We start from the raw sequence: 19406 nt of genomic DNA on the forward strand, positions 1-19406 counted from the left end.
GGTGCCCGCTACCTTCGTAGAGGTCAAGCGCTCATTAAACGTCAGTACTCAGCAGTATTCTGGGCACATCTGTCTTTGTCGTTTCGCTTCAGGATTTGCGTAATCTTTATTATCGGCTGTGGTGCGGCTGGTCTTTGGTATGTGATAGCAACGGGCATGATCAACGGCACAGCCATTGGCTGAACTTCTTATCGACAGGCGTCTGTAAGTGCGGTTGAGATGAAACACAGGAAGGAAACTGTAATGACAAGCAACCCAGTGCAACAGGCCGCCCCGTTGCCAAGCTTCGAACGCATGACGGGAACGCGTTTCGACCCAAGCTGGTTTGAGGCGCATCATGTCAACTTGTCTGCCACCGAGCGCCGCGCTGCCACATTAACCACGCGCCGAACTGTCAAGAAAGACTGGCAGGCAGCATGGCTGGCGCAGGCAATTACCTGCATTGATCTTACAACGTTGGCAGGGGACGATACGCCTAGTCGGGTTCAGCGCCTTTGCGCCAAGGCCCGCCAGCCCTTGCGCGACGATATCATGGCGGCGCTTGGACTGGACGCGCTGCGCGTTGGTGCGGTCTGTGTTTATCCGACAATGGTCGCGCATGCTGTCAAGGCGCTTGAGGGCAGTGGCGTGCCCGTTGCGTCCGTCGCGACCGGGTTTCCTGCCGGGTTGATGCCGCTGTCTTTGCGTCTGGCAGAAATAAATTACGCTGTTGATCAGGGGGCCAGTGAGGTCGATATTGTCATAACGCGTGAGTATGCACTGACAGGCCAGTGGTCAAAGCTTTATGATGAGATCGCCGCCATGCGCGAAGCCTGCGGTCCCGCACATATGAAGGCCATACTTGCGACGGGCGATTTGCAAACGCTTGGAAATGTCTACAAGGCGTCCATGGTCGCCATGCAGGCCGGGTCGGATTTCATCAAGACATCGACCGGCAAGGAGGGTTTGAATGCGACGTTGCCGGTATCATTGACAATGGTGCGTGCGCTGCGCGATTTCCGCGAAAAGAGCGGGCAGATTGTCGGCTTCAAGCCTGCTGGCGGCATAAAGAGCGCAAAGGACGCGATTGCCTGGCTTATCTTGATGAAAGAAGAGCTTGGCACCCGCTGGACGCGCAACGATCTGTTCCGGTTCGGGGCCTCTTCCATGCTGGGCGATATCGAACGCCAATTGGAACACCATGTCACTGGCCGCTACTCGGCTGCAAACCGCCACGCAATGGCCTGAAGACGCATCTGAGGACTTAGTATGCCAAGTATCAAGGATATCATGGAAACCATGGAATATGGCCCTGCACCAGAAAGCAACGCCGAGGTAAAAGACTGGCTCGCCGGGCACGCGGACGGGATCAGCCACTTTATTGGCGGGCATTTTGTCACGCCCGAAGGGCCAATGACCACTGTCATCAACCCCGCTGATGACAGCGTCCTTGCGCGATTGACCAAAGCGGGAGCGGACCAGATTGACGCTGCCGTGAAAGCGGCGCGCGCGGCACAACCGAAATGGGCCGCCCTTGGGGGGCACGCGCGCGCGCGCTTCCTCTATGCCATCGCGCGCCATGTGCAAAAACGCGAACGCTTCCTCGCAGTGTTGGAAACAATGGATAACGGCAAGACCATTCGCGAAACCCGCGATGGCGACATCCCGCTGGTTGCCCGGCATTTCTATCACCATGCGGGCTGGGCAGAGCTTCTGGAAAGCGAATTTCCAAACCACCGCCCCGTGGGCGTCTGCGGACAGGTAATCCCCTGGAACTTTCCGCTTTTGATGCTGGCATGGAAGATTGCACCGGCCCTTGCAGCCGGCAACACCGTGGTGCTGAAGCCTGCTGATCTTACCCCCCTGACAGCGCAGGCCTTTGCCGAAATCTGTGCAGATGTCGGACTGCCTGCGGGTGTGGTCAATATCGTTCACGGTGACGGAGAAACGGGCGCATTGTTGACCGGGCACCCGGATGTGGACAAGGTTGCCTTCACCGGATCGACAGCCGTGGGCCGCCTGATCCGCGAACAACTTGCCGGATCAGGCAAGAAGCTGTCGCTTGAGCTGGGTGGTAAATCGCCCTTTATCGTCTTTGAAGATGCTGATCTGGACGCCGCTGTGGAGGGCGTTGTCGATGCCATCTGGTTCAATCAGGGCGAGGTTTGCTGCGCGGGTTCCCGTATCATTGTGCAAGAAGGGATCGCTGAGAGCTTTTTCTCAAAGCTGAAGGCGCGCCTGTCCGCATTGCGCATCGGCACTCCATTGGACAAGACCATGGATGTGGGCGCTGTGGTGTCACGTCCGCAACTCGAGCGGATTCGCGCACTGGTGGCCACAGGCGAAGCTGAAGGGGCCATTCTGCATTCCGCACCCGCAGAGCTTCCCGCCCAAGGCACGTTCTGCGCGCCGGGTTTCTTTACCGGCACTGCGCCTGCGCACAGGGTCAATCAGGAAGAAATCTTTGGACCAATCGCGACAACGCTGACCTTCCGCACGCTGGAAGAAGCAATGCAGCTTGCCAACGATACGCGATACGGGCTCGCGGCAACAATCTGGTCGCAGGATATCGACCGTGCGATCAGTGCCGCAGCACGGGTAAAGGCAGGTGTCATCTGGATCAACAGCACCAATCTGTTTGATGCAGGCGCAGCTTTTGGTGGATACCGCGAAAGCGGCTTTGGCCGCGAAGGTGCCCGTGAAGGAGTGCTGGAATATCTCGCACCTGTTCTGCCGGGAAGCAGGAAGGAGCGCTCTGACCCGAAGCTGGTTCCCACATTTGCACCGCGCAAAACCAAGCATGATGTTCCAGCCATTGACGTGACGGCGAAGCTGTATATCGGCGGCAAACAAAAGCGCGCAGATGGTGGCCAAAGTTATTCCGTAACGGGCAAGGGTGGGGCAATCATCGGGCATGCAGCGCTTGGAAACAGGAAAGACATTCGCAACGCTGTGGAGGCAGCAGCCAAAGTGGGCAGCTGGGCCAATGTGACCGGGCATAACCGGGCGCAGGTGCTTTATTTCCTCGCAGAGAATCTGTCACAGAGGCGTGCCGAGTTCGAGTCACTCCTGATCCACAGTACGGGGGCCAGCTCTAAATCAGCCGCCGCAGAGGTAGAGGCGTCCATCCGCCGCTGTTTCTGGTACGCAGCATATGCGGACAAGTTCGATGGAGCGGTCCACACAACCAGGCAACGGCATGTGACCCTGTCGTTGAATGAACCCTGGGGCATCATGGGCCTCGTCTGTCCTGATGAGCGGCCTTTGCTGTCCATGCTGTCCCTGATCCTGCCAGCGATTGCGATGGGCAACAGTGTTGTTGCAATCGCATCGCAAAGTCATCCATTGGTGGCAACCACCTTCTACCAAGTGCTTGAAACCTCTGATTTACCTGGGGGAGTTGTCAATCTCATCACTGGCTTGCGCGAAGATTTGGCAAAGACCCTGGCTGAGCATGACGAAGTTGCCTGCATCTGGTATTGCGGCAGTGCGGCGGGCTCTGCAATGGTCGAGCGCGCCGCATGCGGAAATCTGAAAGCCACATGGACCGATCTCGGCCATGTGCGTGACTGGCTGGCAGATACCGAGGGTCAGGGAGCAGAATACCTGCGCCGCGCAACGCAGATCAAAACAGTCTGGTTGCCATATGGCGAGTAAGATCAAGTGCGAGGACAAATAAATCTGGCGTCAGGATTACAACAGGCGATCCGCGCATCCAGGGTGGGTTCCTGTCGGGAATGGACGGGCTTGCCGGGAACCCTCTCCTATGGGCATTACGACCGCAGGGGAGGGGGCCCGTTCGAAGAGATCAAGGCGGGACGGCTTTGATTGAAAATTGACATGCTGACCAACGATCAGCAAAGCAGCATCGACACACCTCGCGGAAAGATAATCTCGGTCTGGAGCGCTCTTACTCGCTGCTTTTTGTACGAAGCATTTGCCCCGGTTAACAGCTCCGCGAGAGCTGCCGCGAAGCTCGCGCCTCATCCGTATCGAAAGTGCATCATTCATTGACCCCTTCAAGGCCGATGCTGGCTGCAACCACGATTAGGGCAATAATCGCAAGCACAATCTGTACTCCAGACACAGCAGCTACGAGAGGAGTATTTGTTGTTTGGACAAGGGCCAGCAATTCGACAGGTAGTGGTCGATCACGGAATCCATGCGTAAAAATGGCGACAGAAATATTATCAAAACCTTCGATGAAGGTAAAAACCGCGCCAGCAAGGATTGCGGGCATCAACAAAGGAAAAGTCACTGTGCGTAGGGTTTGAAATGGGCTGGCACCCAAGTTGGCTGCAGCTTCCTCGAGGGCGGGATCCATGCGCTGTAAACGGCTCATAAGTGTCCGCACCATAACAGCCAACACAAAAACTGTGATCGAGATGGATTGCAGGCCGATAGACGGGCTGATGCCGATTGCCGCCGCCGCGAAAAGGACCGCCACACCAAGAACGATCCCAGGCACCATATGCGGGACAAGAACAAAGATGGAAAGCGCCGTTGTCCCTCGAAACTGTCCGCGCACGCATACCAGCGCTGTTGGCACACCCATGATGATACAAAGTAGCGTCACGGTGATTCCGACCTGAAGGCTATTGAGCATGGCTTCGACAAGAACGCGTTGCTCAAAGACACGCAGATACCAATCAAAGGTGAAGCCTTGCGGTGGAAACGAAACAAAGGCGCGCGTGTCAAAAGAGATGATGAGCACGATGATTGAGGGCGCAACCAGAAGGAATAGAGCAAAAAGCCCCATTCCCACTATTGCGCCAGTGCCAAGCATATCTCCAAGAGCGGAGCGATCTGGAAACTTCATGCGATTTATCCTTTCATCCCTGCCGACCGCGGGTCCAGCCTGTGAAATGATTGGTCACCAAAGCGATGCCGACCAGAACAACCAGACAGCTTGACATCAAGAGCATCGACATCACCGATGCTTTGCTCCATTCCAGAGAATACACGACTTGTTCATAAATCATGGTCGCGGCGTTGAGATAGTTCCCTCCACCTAGCAGCTGCGGAACAACAAAGGTCGTGTAACTTAACGTGAAGACAAGCGCGGCCCCAGTGCCTATTCCAGGCGCGCTGAGCGGAAGAACCACATTTCTCAAGGTGCCCATCCGAGTGGCCCCAAGATTAGCCGATGCTTCTTCCAGCTTGCGATCATGACGGCTCATGACAGCAATAAGAGGAAGGATCATTACAGGTAGGTGGATCTGGACCATACCGATAAGAACCGCCCAATGTGTGTTCACTATCCTGAGTGGCTGATCGATCAAACCGATATTCATCATTGCCGTGTTAAGAACACCGCGTCCGCCCAGAATCACCAGCCAGGCATAGGTGCGCACAATCCCGCTGGTGAGCAGCGGAGCGATCGTGAGGATAAGGATCATACGCCGTGTCCATTTGCCCCCGATCAAAAACACATATGCGACTGGATAGCCCAGCAGCAGGCAGATCGCCGTTGTTGTGAGCGCAAGGGACATCGAGCGCTGAAACGTAGTCCAGTAAAGCTGGTCCGTCAGAACGCTGGTTACATGACGCATCGAAAAAGTCTGATCGATAATTTGTCCGCGCGATACGGAGAATTCGCTTACGCCCAGTGAAAGCAGCATCACGAAAGGGATCACCGCAACCACGGTCAGGACAATGATGGCAGGCACGGCAGGCCAGATGCCTTGGCCTGACAAAAGTTTGTCAAACAGCCAGTCCATGCGCCTTGGCTTATCGGGAGGTGCAGAAATCGTAACCATCATACAGCCGGGTAGATTGTGCAATATTCGGGATCGATCACTTCCAGACTGATCGCATCACCCTCGCTCCATGGGCGAGTACGGTCCTGTCGCATGGCGACAACCCTAATCTCCGCTTCGCCTGCGGTAACGATATACTCGATCAGCGGTCCAATATTGCGCTGGAAACGAACCTGCCCCTGCCAGGGGCCAGTTCCTTGTGCCGTCACACGTAAGTTATGTGGGCGGATCATGACCTTGACAGTATCACTTTCCTTGGTAGCGACACTCTGACCATCCGGTAGCGTCACTTTACCATCGCGCACCTTGCAGGGTATGAAATTGGACAGGCCAATGAAGTCAGCGACATAGGCAGTAGCGGGCCGGTCAAAAATTTCGTCGGGAGGTGCGACCTGTTCAATTCGACCGCCTTGCATGACCGCGATACGGTCTGACATCGTCAGCGCTTCTTCCTGATCATGCGTAACGAAAATCGCGGTCATCCCCAACCGTTTTATCAATTCACGAAGCTCGATCTGCATTGTTCCGCGCAATTTGGCATCAAGCGCGTTGAACGGTTCATCAAGCAGCAAGACGCGTGGCTCCAATACAAGCACACGGGCAATTGCAACGCGTTGTTGTTGCCCGCCGGAAAGCTGTGACGGGTACCGGTTCTCGAAGCCGCGCAACGAGACCGACTCAAGTGCATCTGCAACGCGACGGCTGATTTCACTGCGTGGGACACCACGCATCCTCAAGCCATAGGCGACATTTCCTTCCACGGTCAGATGTGGAAACAGCGCATAACTTTGGAATACCACACCGACAGGCCGACGATTGACAGGCACCGGAACCGTGTTGTGCCCGTCAATCAGGATCATACCCTCCTCGGGAGCCCAGAACCCTGCGATGCAGCGCAAAAGAGTTGTCTTGCCACAACCAGAAGAACCCAGAAGTGTGACGATCTCGCCTTCTGAAACACTGATCGAACAGGATTGTAGCACCGTAAAGGTGCCGAAACGCTTGCTCACGTTTTCGACACGCAATACGGGCGCTGTTTTGTCAGAAGACGCCAGCGATATGTCTTGAGCGATAGTCATCCTGCGAACATGCGATCGAAATCGGCAACTGTGTCCCCGCGCAATGGCGCGATGGCGGGCCAGTCAAGCGATGTCATGCTGGCGCGCTCTTCCTCCGTCGAAGGAACAAAATCGCGACCGTCCTCGGGCACCTCTATTCCTTCGCGGACAGTACCGAAAAAGAAGGGCGCGCCCCCAATGAAACGCTGGCTCTCTTCTTCGAGAAGAATATCGGCGAATTCATGTACCAGATCGCTGGTGCCATCGGCCGTGTTTATGAATTGAACGATGTTGGACGGTAGCATAAGCGGTCCGGGCGATGCGATTTTTACGTAGCCTATGGGAAGTCCTGCGCCAGCGGCAAGGGCCGAATTGACGTGCCACAAGGGTGCTAGATCTATTTCGCCGCGCTCTAACATCTGCTGCAAGAGAGGAGGGCTACGCCCGACAAGTGGTTCAAGCTCCATCCATTTTTCAAGTGCAAACTGCATATCGTCTTCTGCCCGGTCAAAGGCTGCACTTGTCGCGGCCAGAACGCCCAGGCCAAGATTGGATTGCGGTCGAGCCATGCCTACACGCCCGGCAAATTCAGGCTTCCAAAGATCTGCCCAAGTCTCTGGTGGGTTCTCGACGGTTTCCGTGTTATAGGCAACTCCGATACCTTCGAAGCTGATCGGGCACCCTGTGTCGTAGCCGTAAGGCGGAAAGCGCGGGTCAACATGCGCAATATTTGGGATCATATCGAGGTTGAGCGGCTCCAGAACTTCTTCGTCCAGCGCGTTGATGATCGCAGGCGAGCCCATCACGGCAAGATCATAAGGTGAGTCACCTCGCGCTGCGCGCACCTGCGCCAGTGCCTCGGTTGACAGGCCGCCAATAACCCGAAGGCTCACACCTGGATTGCGTCTCCCAAGCTCTTCACCAGCGCGAATGAGAGGTTGATCTTGCTCGTTGCCATACCCGATCATCACCAGCTCACGTGTCTGAGCCCGCAGGATTGTCGGGGCAGACAGCACTGCGCTTCCCATCAACCCGCCAAGAATCGTTCTCCGTTTCAGTCTCATTGTGGCCTCCTGTCTAGATTTACTCCGCACTTTTGCTTGTGCGCCTCCCATCTTGACTTTCATACTTGGTCAAAACAAAAGTTTTCGCAAGAAAAAATGTGAGGTGATTAAAATTTGTTCGTAAAGTGGGGCCAAGGGCGGCGTTTGGTTAGAATTGCGGCGTCTTCGCGGTCATGCGCGCAAAACTTCAAGGCCCTTTGCCTCTAAGGACTGAAGGTCGGATGGCTTGGCCTCAGAGCCGGTTATCAGGGTCGTGACTTCGCTCAGGTCTGCGATCCGCGCGCCGGCAACATGTCCGATCTTGCCGTGGTCGCCCAGCATGACTGTCCGTCGCGCCGAGGCCAGCATCGCCCGCTTCATCGGAATTTCCTCCAGAAAGGCATTGGTAAAGCCCCGCTGGGCATCAATGCCTGCGCAGCACAGGTAGCTGCAGTCGGCGTTGATCTCTTCAAGAAGGAAGGTGCCGTATGGTGGTATGAGCGAGCGGGAGTTTATGTTTTTCCCTGCTTTTTTTAGCTTTCCACCCGTCAGAAAGACCGTGATTCCTCGGTTTTGATTAAGGGTGAGTGCGATATCGAGGCTGCTTGTCAGCACGACCACATCGCGCAAATCCTCAGGTAGTGCAGCAGCCATCGCCAGTGTTGTTGTGCCAGCATCAAGAATGATTGTCTCGCCGTCGCGCACCATACGGGCGGCCATAGCGCCGATCCGCTCTTTCTCTGCGTCAAAAGTGTGTGTGAGCAGGTCAAGCGGACGCTGAAACCTTGCGGGCCTCAGGGCGGTTGCTCCGCCCCGGATGCGACGCAAGAGTCGGCGTCGATCCAGCATTTCAAGATCTGTGCGAATCGTAACAGCAGAGACACCGAGTGTGTCAGCTAATTGGGTCACTTCGACTACGCGCTTCTCTTCGACCATATCCAGAATGCGTTGATGGCGTGGTGCCAGAAGTGTCGGCGCGTCTTCAGCTTCGCTCATTTTTCTATCCTTGCCTTGCGTTTTAATTTAAAATGACGAATAACGAAAGTGTATCCATCGTGCCATTCCGTCTTATGCCGCGACATGGACCAGAACAAAGGAGATTTTGATGACCATTGCAGAGCGCATCAAGGCCATTCAGCGCGAATCCTCATCGGATGCCCCTGGCGATCCCGAGCGGTTTCGGCGTGTGGCCTTGACCAAAACCGAAATGATGTCTCAACCTGATGCGATCCGCGCTACACTTGACGCAAATAGTAAGCCACTTGCGAAGATAGCGGCCGATTTGGCGTCTCGCCGCATTCGAAGGGTCGTGATGATTGGCTGCGGCGATTCATGGATTTCTGGCTACGGTGTGCGGCGCGCAATGGAGCGGGCGTTAGGTGCTATCTGTGAGCCCTATGAAGCTTTTGATTTCGACTGCTACGGCACAGAGATGTGTGATGACGAGACCGTGGTTATCGGCCTGTCCTCCAGTGGCAAGACAGAGCCTGTGATCGATGGGATGAAGAAAGCTGCCGCGCGTGGGGCGTACACGATCGGTCTTTCAAATACGCTTGGCTCACCTTTGATGGAAGAATTCCCAGGCGCGCTACATATTCGCGCGACCCGTGGTGGCTGGCCAACTCAGTCCAGTACTGCGTCTATGGCGCTGAAACTGGCTCTTGCAGCGGCAATCGCGCGCGCCAAGGGCGATCAACCGGAATTCGTCAAGGAGCTTGAAGCTGGTCTTGTAGCGCTTCCAGAGCAGGTGGATGCTGTTGCGCAAGCTTATTTTACTCCGGCTCAGGATCTGGCGCGCAAACTTGCCCGCGCTGATCTGGTCTTGCTTTGCGGAGCAGGAGGGGCTTACGCGCCAGCGGCCTTTGGTGCGGCCAAACTCAAGGAGCTGGCGCCGGTCCATGCAATTTCCTTTCCACTGGAGGAATATCACCACTATCGGACGCAGAAAGCAGGTGATCCACTTTTTGTAATCGCACCAGATGCTCAAAGCCATCAGCGCGCACTGGAGACGACGATTATGAGCCGTGGTTGTGAAGGGTTCTGCATTGCCCTTGTGCCAGAAGATGAGACTGACATCACCGAGATCGCTGATTTGACCTGGCACCTGCCCAAGGTAAGCGACGCTTTTGCGCCGATCCTCTACTCAATTCCCTTGCATCTCTTTGGGTATCACGCTGCTGTGGAAAGAGACGCTCTTGGGCTTGGTGCGCCCAGATTGGGCGGTTGAACCAGTGACACAGCGCAGTGTTGATCTGGTAACGGTCGGCGGGCTTACGGTCGATAACGTAATCGCGGCAGATGGTCGTGTGGGCCTTGGGCAAGCTGGGGGCAATGGTGCCTATTCTGCGGTTGGAGCACGGATTTCAGGTGGTCAGGTCGGACTGGTGAGCCATGCTGTCGCCAGCTATCCACGTGCAGTGATTCGCCGATTAGAGCATGCCGGCATCGATCTGAGCGGTGTTATCTGGTCGGAAGAGCTGCTTTCGGCCTGTAACTGGTTCATTTATGAGCCCGATGGTCGACGCGAAGAGCGGCTACAAAGCTCGCCCGAAGCATTGGCCGAGGCGGGTTTCCCGACCGACCGGTTGAAACCTGAGCAGGTCGTAGCCTTCCGCAAATTGCTCATGCAGCGCGATACGTCGGGCGAGATCAGCTATTCTCAGTTTCGTCTCTCCCGTCCTTTATGCCCTGAACAGGTGCCGCCCCATTTCCTGAAGGCAAGGGGTGTCCATCTGGCACCCAGTCAGCCAGAGGTCATGGAAGCAATGCTTGCGCTCTTTGCCCCGACCGAAGCGCTCGTTACCGCTGATCCAGGTTGGCAGCTGGCCGCACACCCACTCGATAGACTGAGTTCTATCCTTGGGCGGCTGGATGCGTTCCTGCCCAGCGAGGTGGAACTTTCAGCACTTGTTCCTGGCGCGCGGCCAGCCCAGGGTTTGGCAGTTCTGGCAAAACATTGCCTTGGCGCTGTCGCTGTGAAGCTTGGGCCTGAAGGCGTGTTGGTCTGGGATCGCGCTACGGCAAGCGCTATCGCGGTTCCAGCGGTTCCTACCCGGACAGTCGACCCGACCGGAGCAGGTGACGCCTTTTGCGGCGGATTTTTGGCGGGCCTAGTTGAGAGCCGCGATGCTGTTCTTGCAGCGCGCGCGGGAGCGCGCGCTGCAAGCAAGGTTGTCGCCGCATTCGGGGCAGATGGCGCGCTTTCATTGATGCCAGATACCCATCTGTAGAACTCAAATTTACTCAAGGATAACTGCTTCATGACGCTACCACTCTTCCAGACTTCCGGTCCTCTGGTCGTCGCAGCTTTGCATTTGCCAGATTTTTCTCGGTCGCCGCAGCACTCGGTCGCTTGGTTAGAAGATTATGTTGTGACCAATGCGCGCCTGTTTGCCGAAGCGGGCATCCCTTGGGTCAAGCTACAAGATTCAACACGCAGCGCAAAACCCGCTCGCCCCGAGACACTGGCCCTGATGGCCAGCCTCGGTCGCCTGATCCGGGATGAATGCCCATCACTTGGCCTCGGGATCATTATTGAGGCGCATGATCCAAGTGCTGCGATTGCAGTGGCGCATGCGACAGGGGCGGGCTTTGTGCGCCTGAAAGTTTTTGTTGGCGGAGTGATGACGGCACAAGGTCCTCGCTACGGCCTTGGGGCCGAAGCCCTCACTTATCGCGCGCAACTGGGGGCAACAGAAATTGCGACCCTGGCCGATATCCACGACCGAACAGCAGTTTCGCTGACACATGAGTCTCAACCTTTTGCCGCAGAATGGGCAGTCAAGACCGGTGCCGACGGTCTGATCATTACAGGCTCTGATCTGGACGATACATGTATGCGGATCAATGCTTTGCGCAAGGCCAGGATTACCCGCCCAATTCTTATTGGTGGCAGCGTGGCCGAGAGTAATGTTGCGCAAGCATTGAAGTCGTCTCAGGGAGTGATCGTAAGTACCGCTTTGATGCGCAATGATGCAATATCCGAAGACAAGTTGCGTTGGGATCGCGAGAAGTGCCTGCGCTTCATGGATGCCGCGCGAGCAGTCTCATGAATCAACGTGATTTCGCAGGCTATCGCGGAACTCCCCCTGCAATGCGCTGGCCTGGTGGTGCCGGTCTTGCTGTGTCGGTCGTTGTTAATGTCGAAGAAGGTGCAGAGCTGTCGTTGGGGGCCGGCGATGCGCAGAACGAATTTATCTACGAGGCGGTTGAATGCGTCGAGGGCACGCGAGATTTGTGCATGGAAAGTCATTTCGAATATGGCCCCCGTGCAGGCTGGCCGAGGATTCGTGCCGCGCTGCGCGATCGCTCTGTTCCCGCTACACTGAATGCTTGTGGCCGTGCGTTGGAAGCTACTCCCTGGATCGCAGAAGAGGCCGTACTTGATGGGCACGAAGTTGCAGCTCACGGCTGGCGTTGGGAGCGTCACGCTCATATGGATGAAGCATCCGAGCGGCAAGCCATTTCGCGCACTGTCGAAACTATTACACGCGTTGCGGGTACGCCACCTTTGGGTTGGCATACGCGTTCGGCGACATCTCTGCATACACGTGACTTGCTGATAGAACAGGGCGGGTTTCTCTACGACAGTAACGCCTATAATGACGACTTGCCCTATCTGGTGGAGACGGCAGCCGGGCCTCATGTTGTGCTGCCTTATGCTTTTGACACCAACGATATGCGGTTTTTCAATCATGGCGGATTCGTTTTCGCTGACGATTTTGCACGCTATTGCATTGCAGCTTTTGATCGTTTGCTAGCAGAAAGCGCCGATGCACCCCGCATGTTGTCTATTGGCTTGCACACTCGCATTATTGGCAGACCAGCACGTATCAGCGGATTGGAACAGTTTCTGGATCACGCTACTGGACAGCAGGGTGTATGGTTTGCGACCCGCGCAGAAATCGCTCACGCTTGGCGCAGCGCCTTGAAACTTCCCCGATGGCAATCCCGCCCCACACCAGAAAGCTTCAGCCAATGAACCGCGATCTGGTCGGATATGGCGGCAACTGGCCTGATATCACTTGGCCGAACGGGGCACGATTGGCTGTCTCATTGGTAGTGAATTTTGAAGAAGGGGCCGAACAACAAGTTAGTGATGGTGATCCTGTCACAGAACGTATTGGTGAAGTCATCTCTGTCGTCCCGCATGGACGACCTGATCCGGGACAGGCACAGATATTTGCCTACGGCACACGCGCAGGCGCATGGCGGATAGCAGAGGCACTACGGCGCCATCAGATGCCTGCGACACTTTTTGTTTGTGGGCGCGCTGCAGAGCGCGCTGGTTCTGTGCTGGCAATGCTGGCACAGGACGGGCACGAAGTGGCCAATCACGGCTGGCTCTGGCGCCCCCATGCTGACTTTGAGCGGCGTGAAGATGAAACGTCAGCGCTGGAACGTGCAGAATTGGCCATCCATGACGCAACAGGCCAGACGCCGCGCGGTTTTTTCTGCCGGGGCGCCGAAAGCCCTTGGACACGCGCGTTGCTGGCCGAGCGCGGCTATTTTTATACCTCTAACGGATTTGATGATGACCTGCCTTACCGTGACCCTTCCGGTCTGATGGTTGTGCCCTATGCGCTCGACACGAATGATATGAAATTCTTCCATCCGAATGGCTTCGTGCGTGCCGAAGACATGGTTGATTATGTCCGAGCGGCGCTCGATGTCCTCCAGGCGGAATCGCAGCGAGGCCTGCCACGCCTTATGAATATCGGGTTTCATTTGCGTATCATCGGTCGCCCTGGGCGCTTCGCCGCTTTCGAGCAGATTCTTGAGATGCTGTCAGAGCGACGGGATGATTTGTGGATCACCACCCGCTACCAGATCGCCAAAGCCTTCGCGGAGAGCTCTCCATGCATGTAACGCTGTTAAATCCGAACACCAACCCGGACACCACATCAGACATGGTTGCTATTGCACGGGAAGCATGCCCGGAGTTTCGTGTAACCGGGTTGACTGCACACTTTGGTGCTTCTCTCATCACAACAGAGGCGGAACTGGCTGAAAGTGCGCGGGCAGTCGAAGCGCTTGCGCCGCAGATATCTGACAGCGCCGCGGTGATTGTCGCTGCATTTGGCGACCCTGCACTCGAGAAACTGCGCAACATGGTTGCCTGCCCTGTGATCGGTATTGCCGAAGCGGCAATGTCAGAAGCTGCAACGGGGGGGCGTCGCTTTGCGGTGGTGACCACCACCCCGGATCTGAGCCGCAGGATTGCTGAACGCGCATCAGATTATGGACATGCGCGTTTTGCAGGAACTTGGGTCACTCCAGGCGATCCGGTGGTGGTGATGTCCAATCAAGACAACCTGATCAGAGCTCTTGGTACCACTTGCTTGCGCGCGGTGGCTGAAGGGCGCGCAGAGGCCATTATAATCGGTGGCGGTCCACTCGCGCGGGCTGCCCGTGCGCTGACGCGTACCATTGATGTTCCTCTGATCGAACCTGTGCCTGAGGCCATGCGGCGGGCGCGTCAACAGATAATGGCAGGCCAAATATGAGCACAGCGCTTATCACAGGTGATTACATCCTGACGGGTTTTGCATCTGATGGAACACCTGTCCTCCATCAGGATGCGGCGCTACTTGTCATTGATGGTAGGGTTGCTGCGCTTGGCCCCCTACGCGAATTGCGCAGGGTACATCCAGAGGTGCCGGAACATGGCGGGCGGGGTCGCATTGTCATTCCGGGGCTGATCAATGCACATCATCATGTCGGCCTGACTCCGTTTCAGCTGGGCGCGCGCGACCAGCCGCTGGAATTGTGGTTTGCTGAACGGCTGCGCATGCGCGATGTCGACCCGTGGCTCGACACACTCTATTCCGGCTTCGAGATGGTTGCCTCCGGCGTAACCTGCGTCCAGCACCTCCACAGCCGCGCAGCCGGAGATATCGACAGAGTGATTTCAACGGCGGAAAGTATTATCGGGGCCTATGAAGCTCTGGGAATGCGCGCATCTTACTCTTTCGCGATGCGTGATCAGAACCGAATGATTTATGCCGCTGATGAGGATTTCATTTCGCGTCTGCCTGTTCATTTACGCGACGCGATGGCCTCCTATCTACATGGCTTCGCTCTCCCCCTCGAGGATCAGATTGCTGTCTTCCACCATTTAAACGCGCGATGGCCGGGCGATGGACGCATTGCCATTCAGATCGCCCCCTCCAACCTTCACTGGCTTTCAGATGCGGCTCTTGACGCCGCTGCGCGGCTTCATGCCGCAACCGGCGCGCCCATGCATATGCACTTGCTCGAGACTCCATACCAGAAGGAATACGCGCGTCGGCGTACCGGCGGCTCCGCACTGGATTTTATCGATCAATTCGGACTTGTCGGCCCACAACTTACCATCGGTCACGGTGTCTGGATGACTGATGATGATCTGGCGCTTCTGGCAGAGCGCGGCGGGTGCCTGTGTCACAATTGCTCATCAAACATGCGGCTAAAAAGCGGAACTGCGGACCTGAATTCTTTTCTGGCGACAGGCCTCCCTGTCGCCCTCGGAATCGATGAGGCCGGACTCAACGATGATCGTGACATGCTTCAAGAGATGCGGCTTGCCATGACCTTGCACCGGCCGGCAGGCCATGAAAGCCGCTCCCCGAGCGCCGCGCAAATTCTGCAAATGGCAACATCAGGTGGCGCGGCCACGACGCCTTTCGGTGCCCGGATCGGGCAGCTTCAGATTGGTTGCGCCGCCGATGTGGTCATCCTCGATTGGCAGAAGGTGACTTGGCCGTGGCAGGATCCAGAGCTACCGCTTGTTGATGTTTTGATCCGGCGCGCGAAAGCCGGGGCGGTTGAAACGGTTATGGTGGCAGGTGAAACGATCTACCATATGGGTGACTTCACCCGCATTGCCCGGGACCAAATTCTGGAAGAGATTGCCTCTCGTTTGCGTGCGCCTCTCTCCGGAACTGAAGAGACTCGACGCAGCATGGCATTGGAGGTGATGGATCATGTGGCAGCATTTTATTGTGACTGGAAAATCGACACCTGATTGTCCTTCTTAGAATGCTTTTTAAAAGGCGGAGTGATTTTGGTCTGGAGGGCTTCCATATTGAGGCGAGTCACTGGTATTGTAAACACTGACATGATGGAGCTGTGGGGCTCTTTCTAAAGTAGCCAAGTCGAGCGACGCTTTCAGTTGTGAGCGCAAATGATCTTAGGGAGCGGCGCGATATCGGGTCATTTTTGTGAAATAGTGTCCAAATCCTGTCCCCGCAACCATCGTTACTTGCCCAACGCGCCCACCTTCACGGTGGGCGTTGGCATTTGTACCGCCCTCCCCATCACAAAGCGCGATGATCGCGCCCAATTCCCCATATAACTCAATCACATGCCCGTTTGGCGCGTCCGGGTCCGGGCGCAGCGTGATCCGCTCGACCAACCCGCGCAAGAGCTCCGCCGCCTGCATCCTGGTGTCGGGGTGATCCAGTGCGGCGCTCAGGTCTTCGATCTTGTCGGCATAGACATCCGACAGCCGTGGGTGCAGGAAAATCGGCGACGGGTCGGGCAGGGCGTTGAGCCGCGCTTCCAAGTCCTTCCGCTCGGCCTCGAGCGCATCCATGCGCGCCTTCATGCTCTCGTGGAACATCCCCTTGGCGATGGCGTCCACCATGTTGGTGATCTCCCGGGTGACCTCTTCCAGACGTTTCTGATGGGCGATGCGCGCGCGCGCCGCTTTCGTGTCAGCGTCGCGCATGGCGACATGGAATTCCTTGATGAACTCCCGGACCATGTCCTGCGTCCAGAGCTTCTGACGCAGCCCGGTCAGAATGCGGGTTTCGACATCCCGGCGGGTGATCGTCTTGCGATTGTCGCAGGTGCCTTTGTTGCGTGCGGACGCGCAGCCATAGCGCGTGGCGCTGATCATGATGTAATTCGACCCGCAGCACCCGCAGCGCAAGAGCCCTGAAAACAGATAACTCGGGCGCTTGCCGCGCTCAGCGCGCGGGGCACGCTGATCAGGTGCCGTGTCCCGTGCGGTCACGATATCATCCCGGATCGCGCCCTGGCGGCGCTTGACGCGCTCCCAGAGGTCATCGTCGATGATGCGCAGGTCGGGAACATCATGGATGACCCATTCCTCTGGCGGATTGAGCCGGGCCTGCCGCTTGTTGGTGTCAGGATCCTTGACGAAGCGCTGCCGGTTCCAGACCAGCCGACCGATATACAACTCGTTGTTCAGGATCCCGGTCCCGCGCTTCCAGTTCCCCGAGATCGTTGAAAACGACCATGTGCCCGACCCCTTGCCGCCTGCGCGCGGGGCAGGAACGCTGTCCTTGTTCAGTCCCATGGCGATGGTCCGGGCCGAACGCCCCTGATCATATTCTTCAAAGATACGGCGTACGATCGCGGCTTCATCCGGATCGATCACGCGGTCCCCGGTGGTAAATGTGCCATCCGGCAGGGGCTGGCGGTCGAGGCGATAGCCATAGCTGATCCCGCCCGCCGACTTCCCCGCCTTGACCCGGCCCTCGAGGCCCCGGTGGGTCTTCGCGGCGAGGTTGCGCAGGAAGAGCGCCGACATCGTCCCGCCCAGGCCCACACGCATCTCGGTGATCACACCTTCGGATTTGGTGATGATCTCGATCCCGAGATAGCGCATCCGCTTGTGCAGCCCTGCGATATGTTCCTGATCGCGCGAAAGCCGATCCATCGCTTCCGAGACCACGAAATCGAATGCGCCGTCCAACGCCGCTTGCTGCAATCGCTGAAACCCGGGGCGCAGATGGCTCTCACCGGACAGGGCTTCATCCGAGAAGACCTCCACCACCTCCCAGCCGCGCTCCTGCGCGAGCTTGCGGCAGATCCGGACCTGATCCGCGATGGAGGCCGCGGATTGCATATCGGTCGAATAGCGCGCGTAGATCACCGCGCGCTTATGGGTTTTGTCCGTCATCTTGTTCGCCTTCGTTCTTCTCGATCATGACACGCGCCTGCGCGCGCGCCAAGAGCCTGACCATTTGGAGAAGGGCAGGGTGGGTCGGCTCAGGCGGCGCGATAGGGGCCCTCCGCCGCCGTCTCTTTTGTATCGCGGCGGGGCGCGCGGGTTCTTCTGACAGTTCAGCCATCGCAGTCCCGCCTCCGGGCAATTCTTCTCTGTTCGCGCATGCGCGGGACCTCCAGACCAGCCCGCGAAAAGCGGGGGCATCGTGATGATAAGTGCAAGGATGCGTCCGGGCGTCCTTGCGTGATTGATATGAAGATAGCGCATATGGGTCCTCGAATCAGCCCCGCTTGTGGGGCGGTTCCTCCGTATTTTGTGGATAACCTCCCTTATGGCGCCATTTTTAGGGTCGCTCAGGGGGAATGGCGGGATATGAGACCGGGTGTCTGACCACGGGGCAAGGGCCATGCCGACAGAGGCGGGCGTGGCACTGCACGCTCCGGGGCCAATACTCAGACCATCATCGGCGGGCGGAATACCCACGCTGAGACCCCCAGCGCGGGTATACGGTGTTACGCCGGATTCATACCGATGCAATCCGAGGGCGGCGCTTTAACCGGCGTCCCGCCAAACTGCTTGAGTTCCGCCATCTGATCAAAGACCTGAAAAAACCGCCCGATCAGCCGCGTCGTGATCTCGCCCTGCATCCCGGGCACGGCGCAGTCGAAAAGGTCGCGATGCCTCCGGGCTTCCGCTACGAAATGCGCCCGGTCACAGGGTTCCTCGATCTCGAAAACGGACTTCATCAAAAACGCGACCCGGCGCAGATCGCGATCTTCCGGGACGACAGGCAGCTGCAGGATCACGTCGAACACGGTTTCCGTCAGGTCTTCCCAAGCCACTTCCAGATCACGCAGATCATCCGTCCTCTCCGGGGCGAAAAGATCAACGCCCTCGGCCTGATGCCTGTGTTCGATCTCAACAGTCTTCTTGATGCGGCGGAGCAACAGATAAAACGACGACATCGTCGGCGTGAATTCTGCAATCGCTTTCGTTCCACCGTGGGCGGTGGTAGTCTTACGGTCAGCCATGGGGCCTCCATACAGGTTCCAGGTTAGGGGTCTGGTTGGTGCGGGAACACCGCCAGGCCCCGTTGCTATTGTTAGCAACATTCTATATATTGCACCCCAAGCGTTATCCGTCAATAGAAAAGTTCTAACAATGACAGCAAAGAATGAGCTCCGCTCGACTCCTCTGGGCCTCCGAGTTACCCCATCATTGAAAACCGCACTTGAAAAAGCGGCAAAAGATGACCGCAGATCTATGGCCTCAATGGCCGAACTGATCCTCATGGATTGGCTAGAAAATAAGGGATATCTTGAAAAAGATGGCTGATCCGATGGTCAATAGCGTCTCCGATAGGAGAGACGCCGTTACGCTGTGACCACCTGCAGTATGGGAGTACCAGGGCATCCCTGCCGGGCGATAGGTCATTGATCCAGCCCGGGGATGCCGAGGCAGCGCACAGGATCGACGCGAAGGGCGGGAAGCGGCCTCAAGGCGGTGCGGAAGAGCAGATGCAGCATCTCGACGGAGGAGACGCTCGATCCCCGCGCGGTGTCATCGGCGCGGGATCGACCTCAAGGGCGGGCAGTGGCCTTGCGAAAAT

Annotated in this window: 17 protein-coding genes; 10 read left to right on the top strand and 7 right to left on the bottom strand. The window is 57.0% G+C overall.

Going from position 1 to position 19406, the window contains the following annotated elements; all coding sequences use genetic code 11:
• Positions 1-243: 243 nt before the first annotated feature.
• Together deoC and EV660_RS17035 are read left to right on the top strand one after the other, a co-directional pair.
• Positions 244-1227 carry a deoxyribose-phosphate aldolase gene (deoC, locus tag EV660_RS17030; RefSeq protein ID WP_375781731.1) on the top strand — a complete coding sequence of 328 codons (984 nt, stop codon included), beginning with the start codon at positions 244-246 and terminating at the stop codon, positions 1225-1227.
• 21 nt (positions 1228-1248) lie between these two features.
• On the top strand, positions 1249-3636 hold the full coding sequence (locus EV660_RS17035; protein ID WP_071479115.1) for an aldehyde dehydrogenase family protein: 2388 nt from the start codon (positions 1249-1251) through the stop codon (positions 3634-3636).
• Positions 3637-3982: 346 nt separating this feature from the next.
• Here the strand turns inward: EV660_RS17035 and EV660_RS17040 are convergent, their stop codons facing one another.
• The 5 genes from EV660_RS17040 to EV660_RS17060 form a co-directional block, all read right to left on the bottom strand.
• The gene (locus tag EV660_RS17040) at positions 3983-4798 is read right to left on the bottom strand and encodes an ABC transporter permease (protein WP_071479114.1); all 816 of its coding nucleotides are present in this window, start codon (positions 4796-4798) and stop codon (positions 3983-3985) included.
• Between the two features lie 13 nt (positions 4799-4811).
• Complete coding sequence (locus tag EV660_RS17045; RefSeq protein ID WP_244927335.1) at positions 4812-5699, bottom strand: ABC transporter permease; 888 nt, start codon at positions 5697-5699, stop codon at positions 4812-4814.
• A 38-nt stretch (positions 5700-5737) separates the two neighbouring features.
• Positions 5738-6748 carry an ABC transporter ATP-binding protein gene (locus EV660_RS17050; RefSeq protein WP_232727326.1) on the bottom strand — a complete coding sequence of 337 codons (1011 nt, stop codon included), beginning with the start codon at positions 6746-6748 and terminating at the stop codon, positions 5738-5740.
• Positions 6749-6813: 65 nt separating this feature from the next.
• Positions 6814-7860 (bottom strand): ABC transporter substrate-binding protein, encoded by a 1047-nt coding sequence (locus EV660_RS17055; RefSeq protein ID WP_071479111.1) that lies wholly within the window; start codon positions 7858-7860, stop codon positions 6814-6816.
• Positions 7861-8031: 171 nt separating this feature from the next.
• On the bottom strand, positions 8032-8835 hold the full coding sequence (locus EV660_RS17060; protein ID WP_071479110.1) for a DeoR/GlpR family DNA-binding transcription regulator: 804 nt from the start codon (positions 8833-8835) through the stop codon (positions 8032-8034).
• A 109-nt stretch (positions 8836-8944) separates the two neighbouring features.
• Between EV660_RS17060 and EV660_RS17065 the strand changes: the two genes are divergently transcribed.
• The 7 genes from EV660_RS17065 to EV660_RS17095 all read left to right on the top strand — a co-directional run bounded on the left by EV660_RS17065 (position 8945) and on the right by EV660_RS17095 (position 15844).
• Positions 8945-10066 (top strand): SIS domain-containing protein, encoded by a 1122-nt coding sequence (locus tag EV660_RS17065; RefSeq protein ID WP_071479109.1) that lies wholly within the window; start codon positions 8945-8947, stop codon positions 10064-10066.
• A 4-nt stretch (positions 10067-10070) separates the two neighbouring features.
• Positions 10071-11069, top strand: coding sequence for a carbohydrate kinase family protein (locus EV660_RS17070; RefSeq protein ID WP_071479138.1), 999 nt, complete (start codon positions 10071-10073; stop codon positions 11067-11069).
• 30 nt (positions 11070-11099) lie between these two features.
• Positions 11100-11891 (top strand): BtpA/SgcQ family protein, encoded by a 792-nt coding sequence (locus tag EV660_RS17075; protein ID WP_071479108.1) that lies wholly within the window; start codon positions 11100-11102, stop codon positions 11889-11891.
• Between the two features lie 113 nt (positions 11892-12004).
• Positions 12005-12820, top strand: coding sequence for a polysaccharide deacetylase family protein (locus EV660_RS17080; protein ID WP_232727325.1), 816 nt, complete (start codon positions 12005-12007; stop codon positions 12818-12820).
• Complete coding sequence (locus EV660_RS17085; protein WP_071479106.1) at positions 12817-13707, top strand: polysaccharide deacetylase family protein; 891 nt, start codon at positions 12817-12819, stop codon at positions 13705-13707. Before EV660_RS17080 ends, EV660_RS17085 begins: the two co-directional genes overlap by 4 nt.
• Complete coding sequence (locus EV660_RS17090) at positions 13698-14345, top strand: aspartate/glutamate racemase family protein (protein WP_071479105.1); 648 nt, start codon at positions 13698-13700, stop codon at positions 14343-14345. Before EV660_RS17085 ends, EV660_RS17090 begins: the two co-directional genes overlap by 10 nt.
• Positions 14342-15844 carry an amidohydrolase family protein gene (locus EV660_RS17095; protein WP_071479104.1) on the top strand — a complete coding sequence of 501 codons (1503 nt, stop codon included), beginning with the start codon at positions 14342-14344 and terminating at the stop codon, positions 15842-15844. The genes EV660_RS17090 and EV660_RS17095 overlap by 4 nt, the downstream gene beginning before the upstream one ends.
• A 165-nt stretch (positions 15845-16009) precedes the next feature.
• Here EV660_RS17095 and EV660_RS17100 read toward each other — a convergent pair whose 3' ends face one another.
• Both EV660_RS17100 and EV660_RS17105 read right to left on the bottom strand, forming a co-directional pair.
• Positions 16010-17749 carry a recombinase family protein gene (locus EV660_RS17100; protein WP_071479103.1) on the bottom strand — a complete coding sequence of 580 codons (1740 nt, stop codon included), beginning with the start codon at positions 17747-17749 and terminating at the stop codon, positions 16010-16012.
• A gap of 560 nt (positions 17750-18309) precedes the next feature.
• Positions 18310-18828, bottom strand: coding sequence for a hypothetical protein (locus EV660_RS17105; RefSeq protein ID WP_134014094.1), 519 nt, complete (start codon positions 18826-18828; stop codon positions 18310-18312).
• Between the two features lie 130 nt (positions 18829-18958).
• Here EV660_RS17105 and EV660_RS18725 point away from each other — a divergent pair, with 130 nt between their 5' ends.
• Complete coding sequence (locus EV660_RS18725) at positions 18959-19132, top strand: hypothetical protein (RefSeq protein ID WP_168800335.1); 174 nt, start codon at positions 18959-18961, stop codon at positions 19130-19132.
• Positions 19133-19406 lie beyond the last annotated feature (274 nt).

The organism is Roseinatronobacter bogoriensis DSM 18756 (assembly GCF_004366635.1).
Taxonomy (GTDB): domain Bacteria; phylum Pseudomonadota; class Alphaproteobacteria; order Rhodobacterales; family Rhodobacteraceae; genus Roseinatronobacter; species Roseinatronobacter bogoriensis.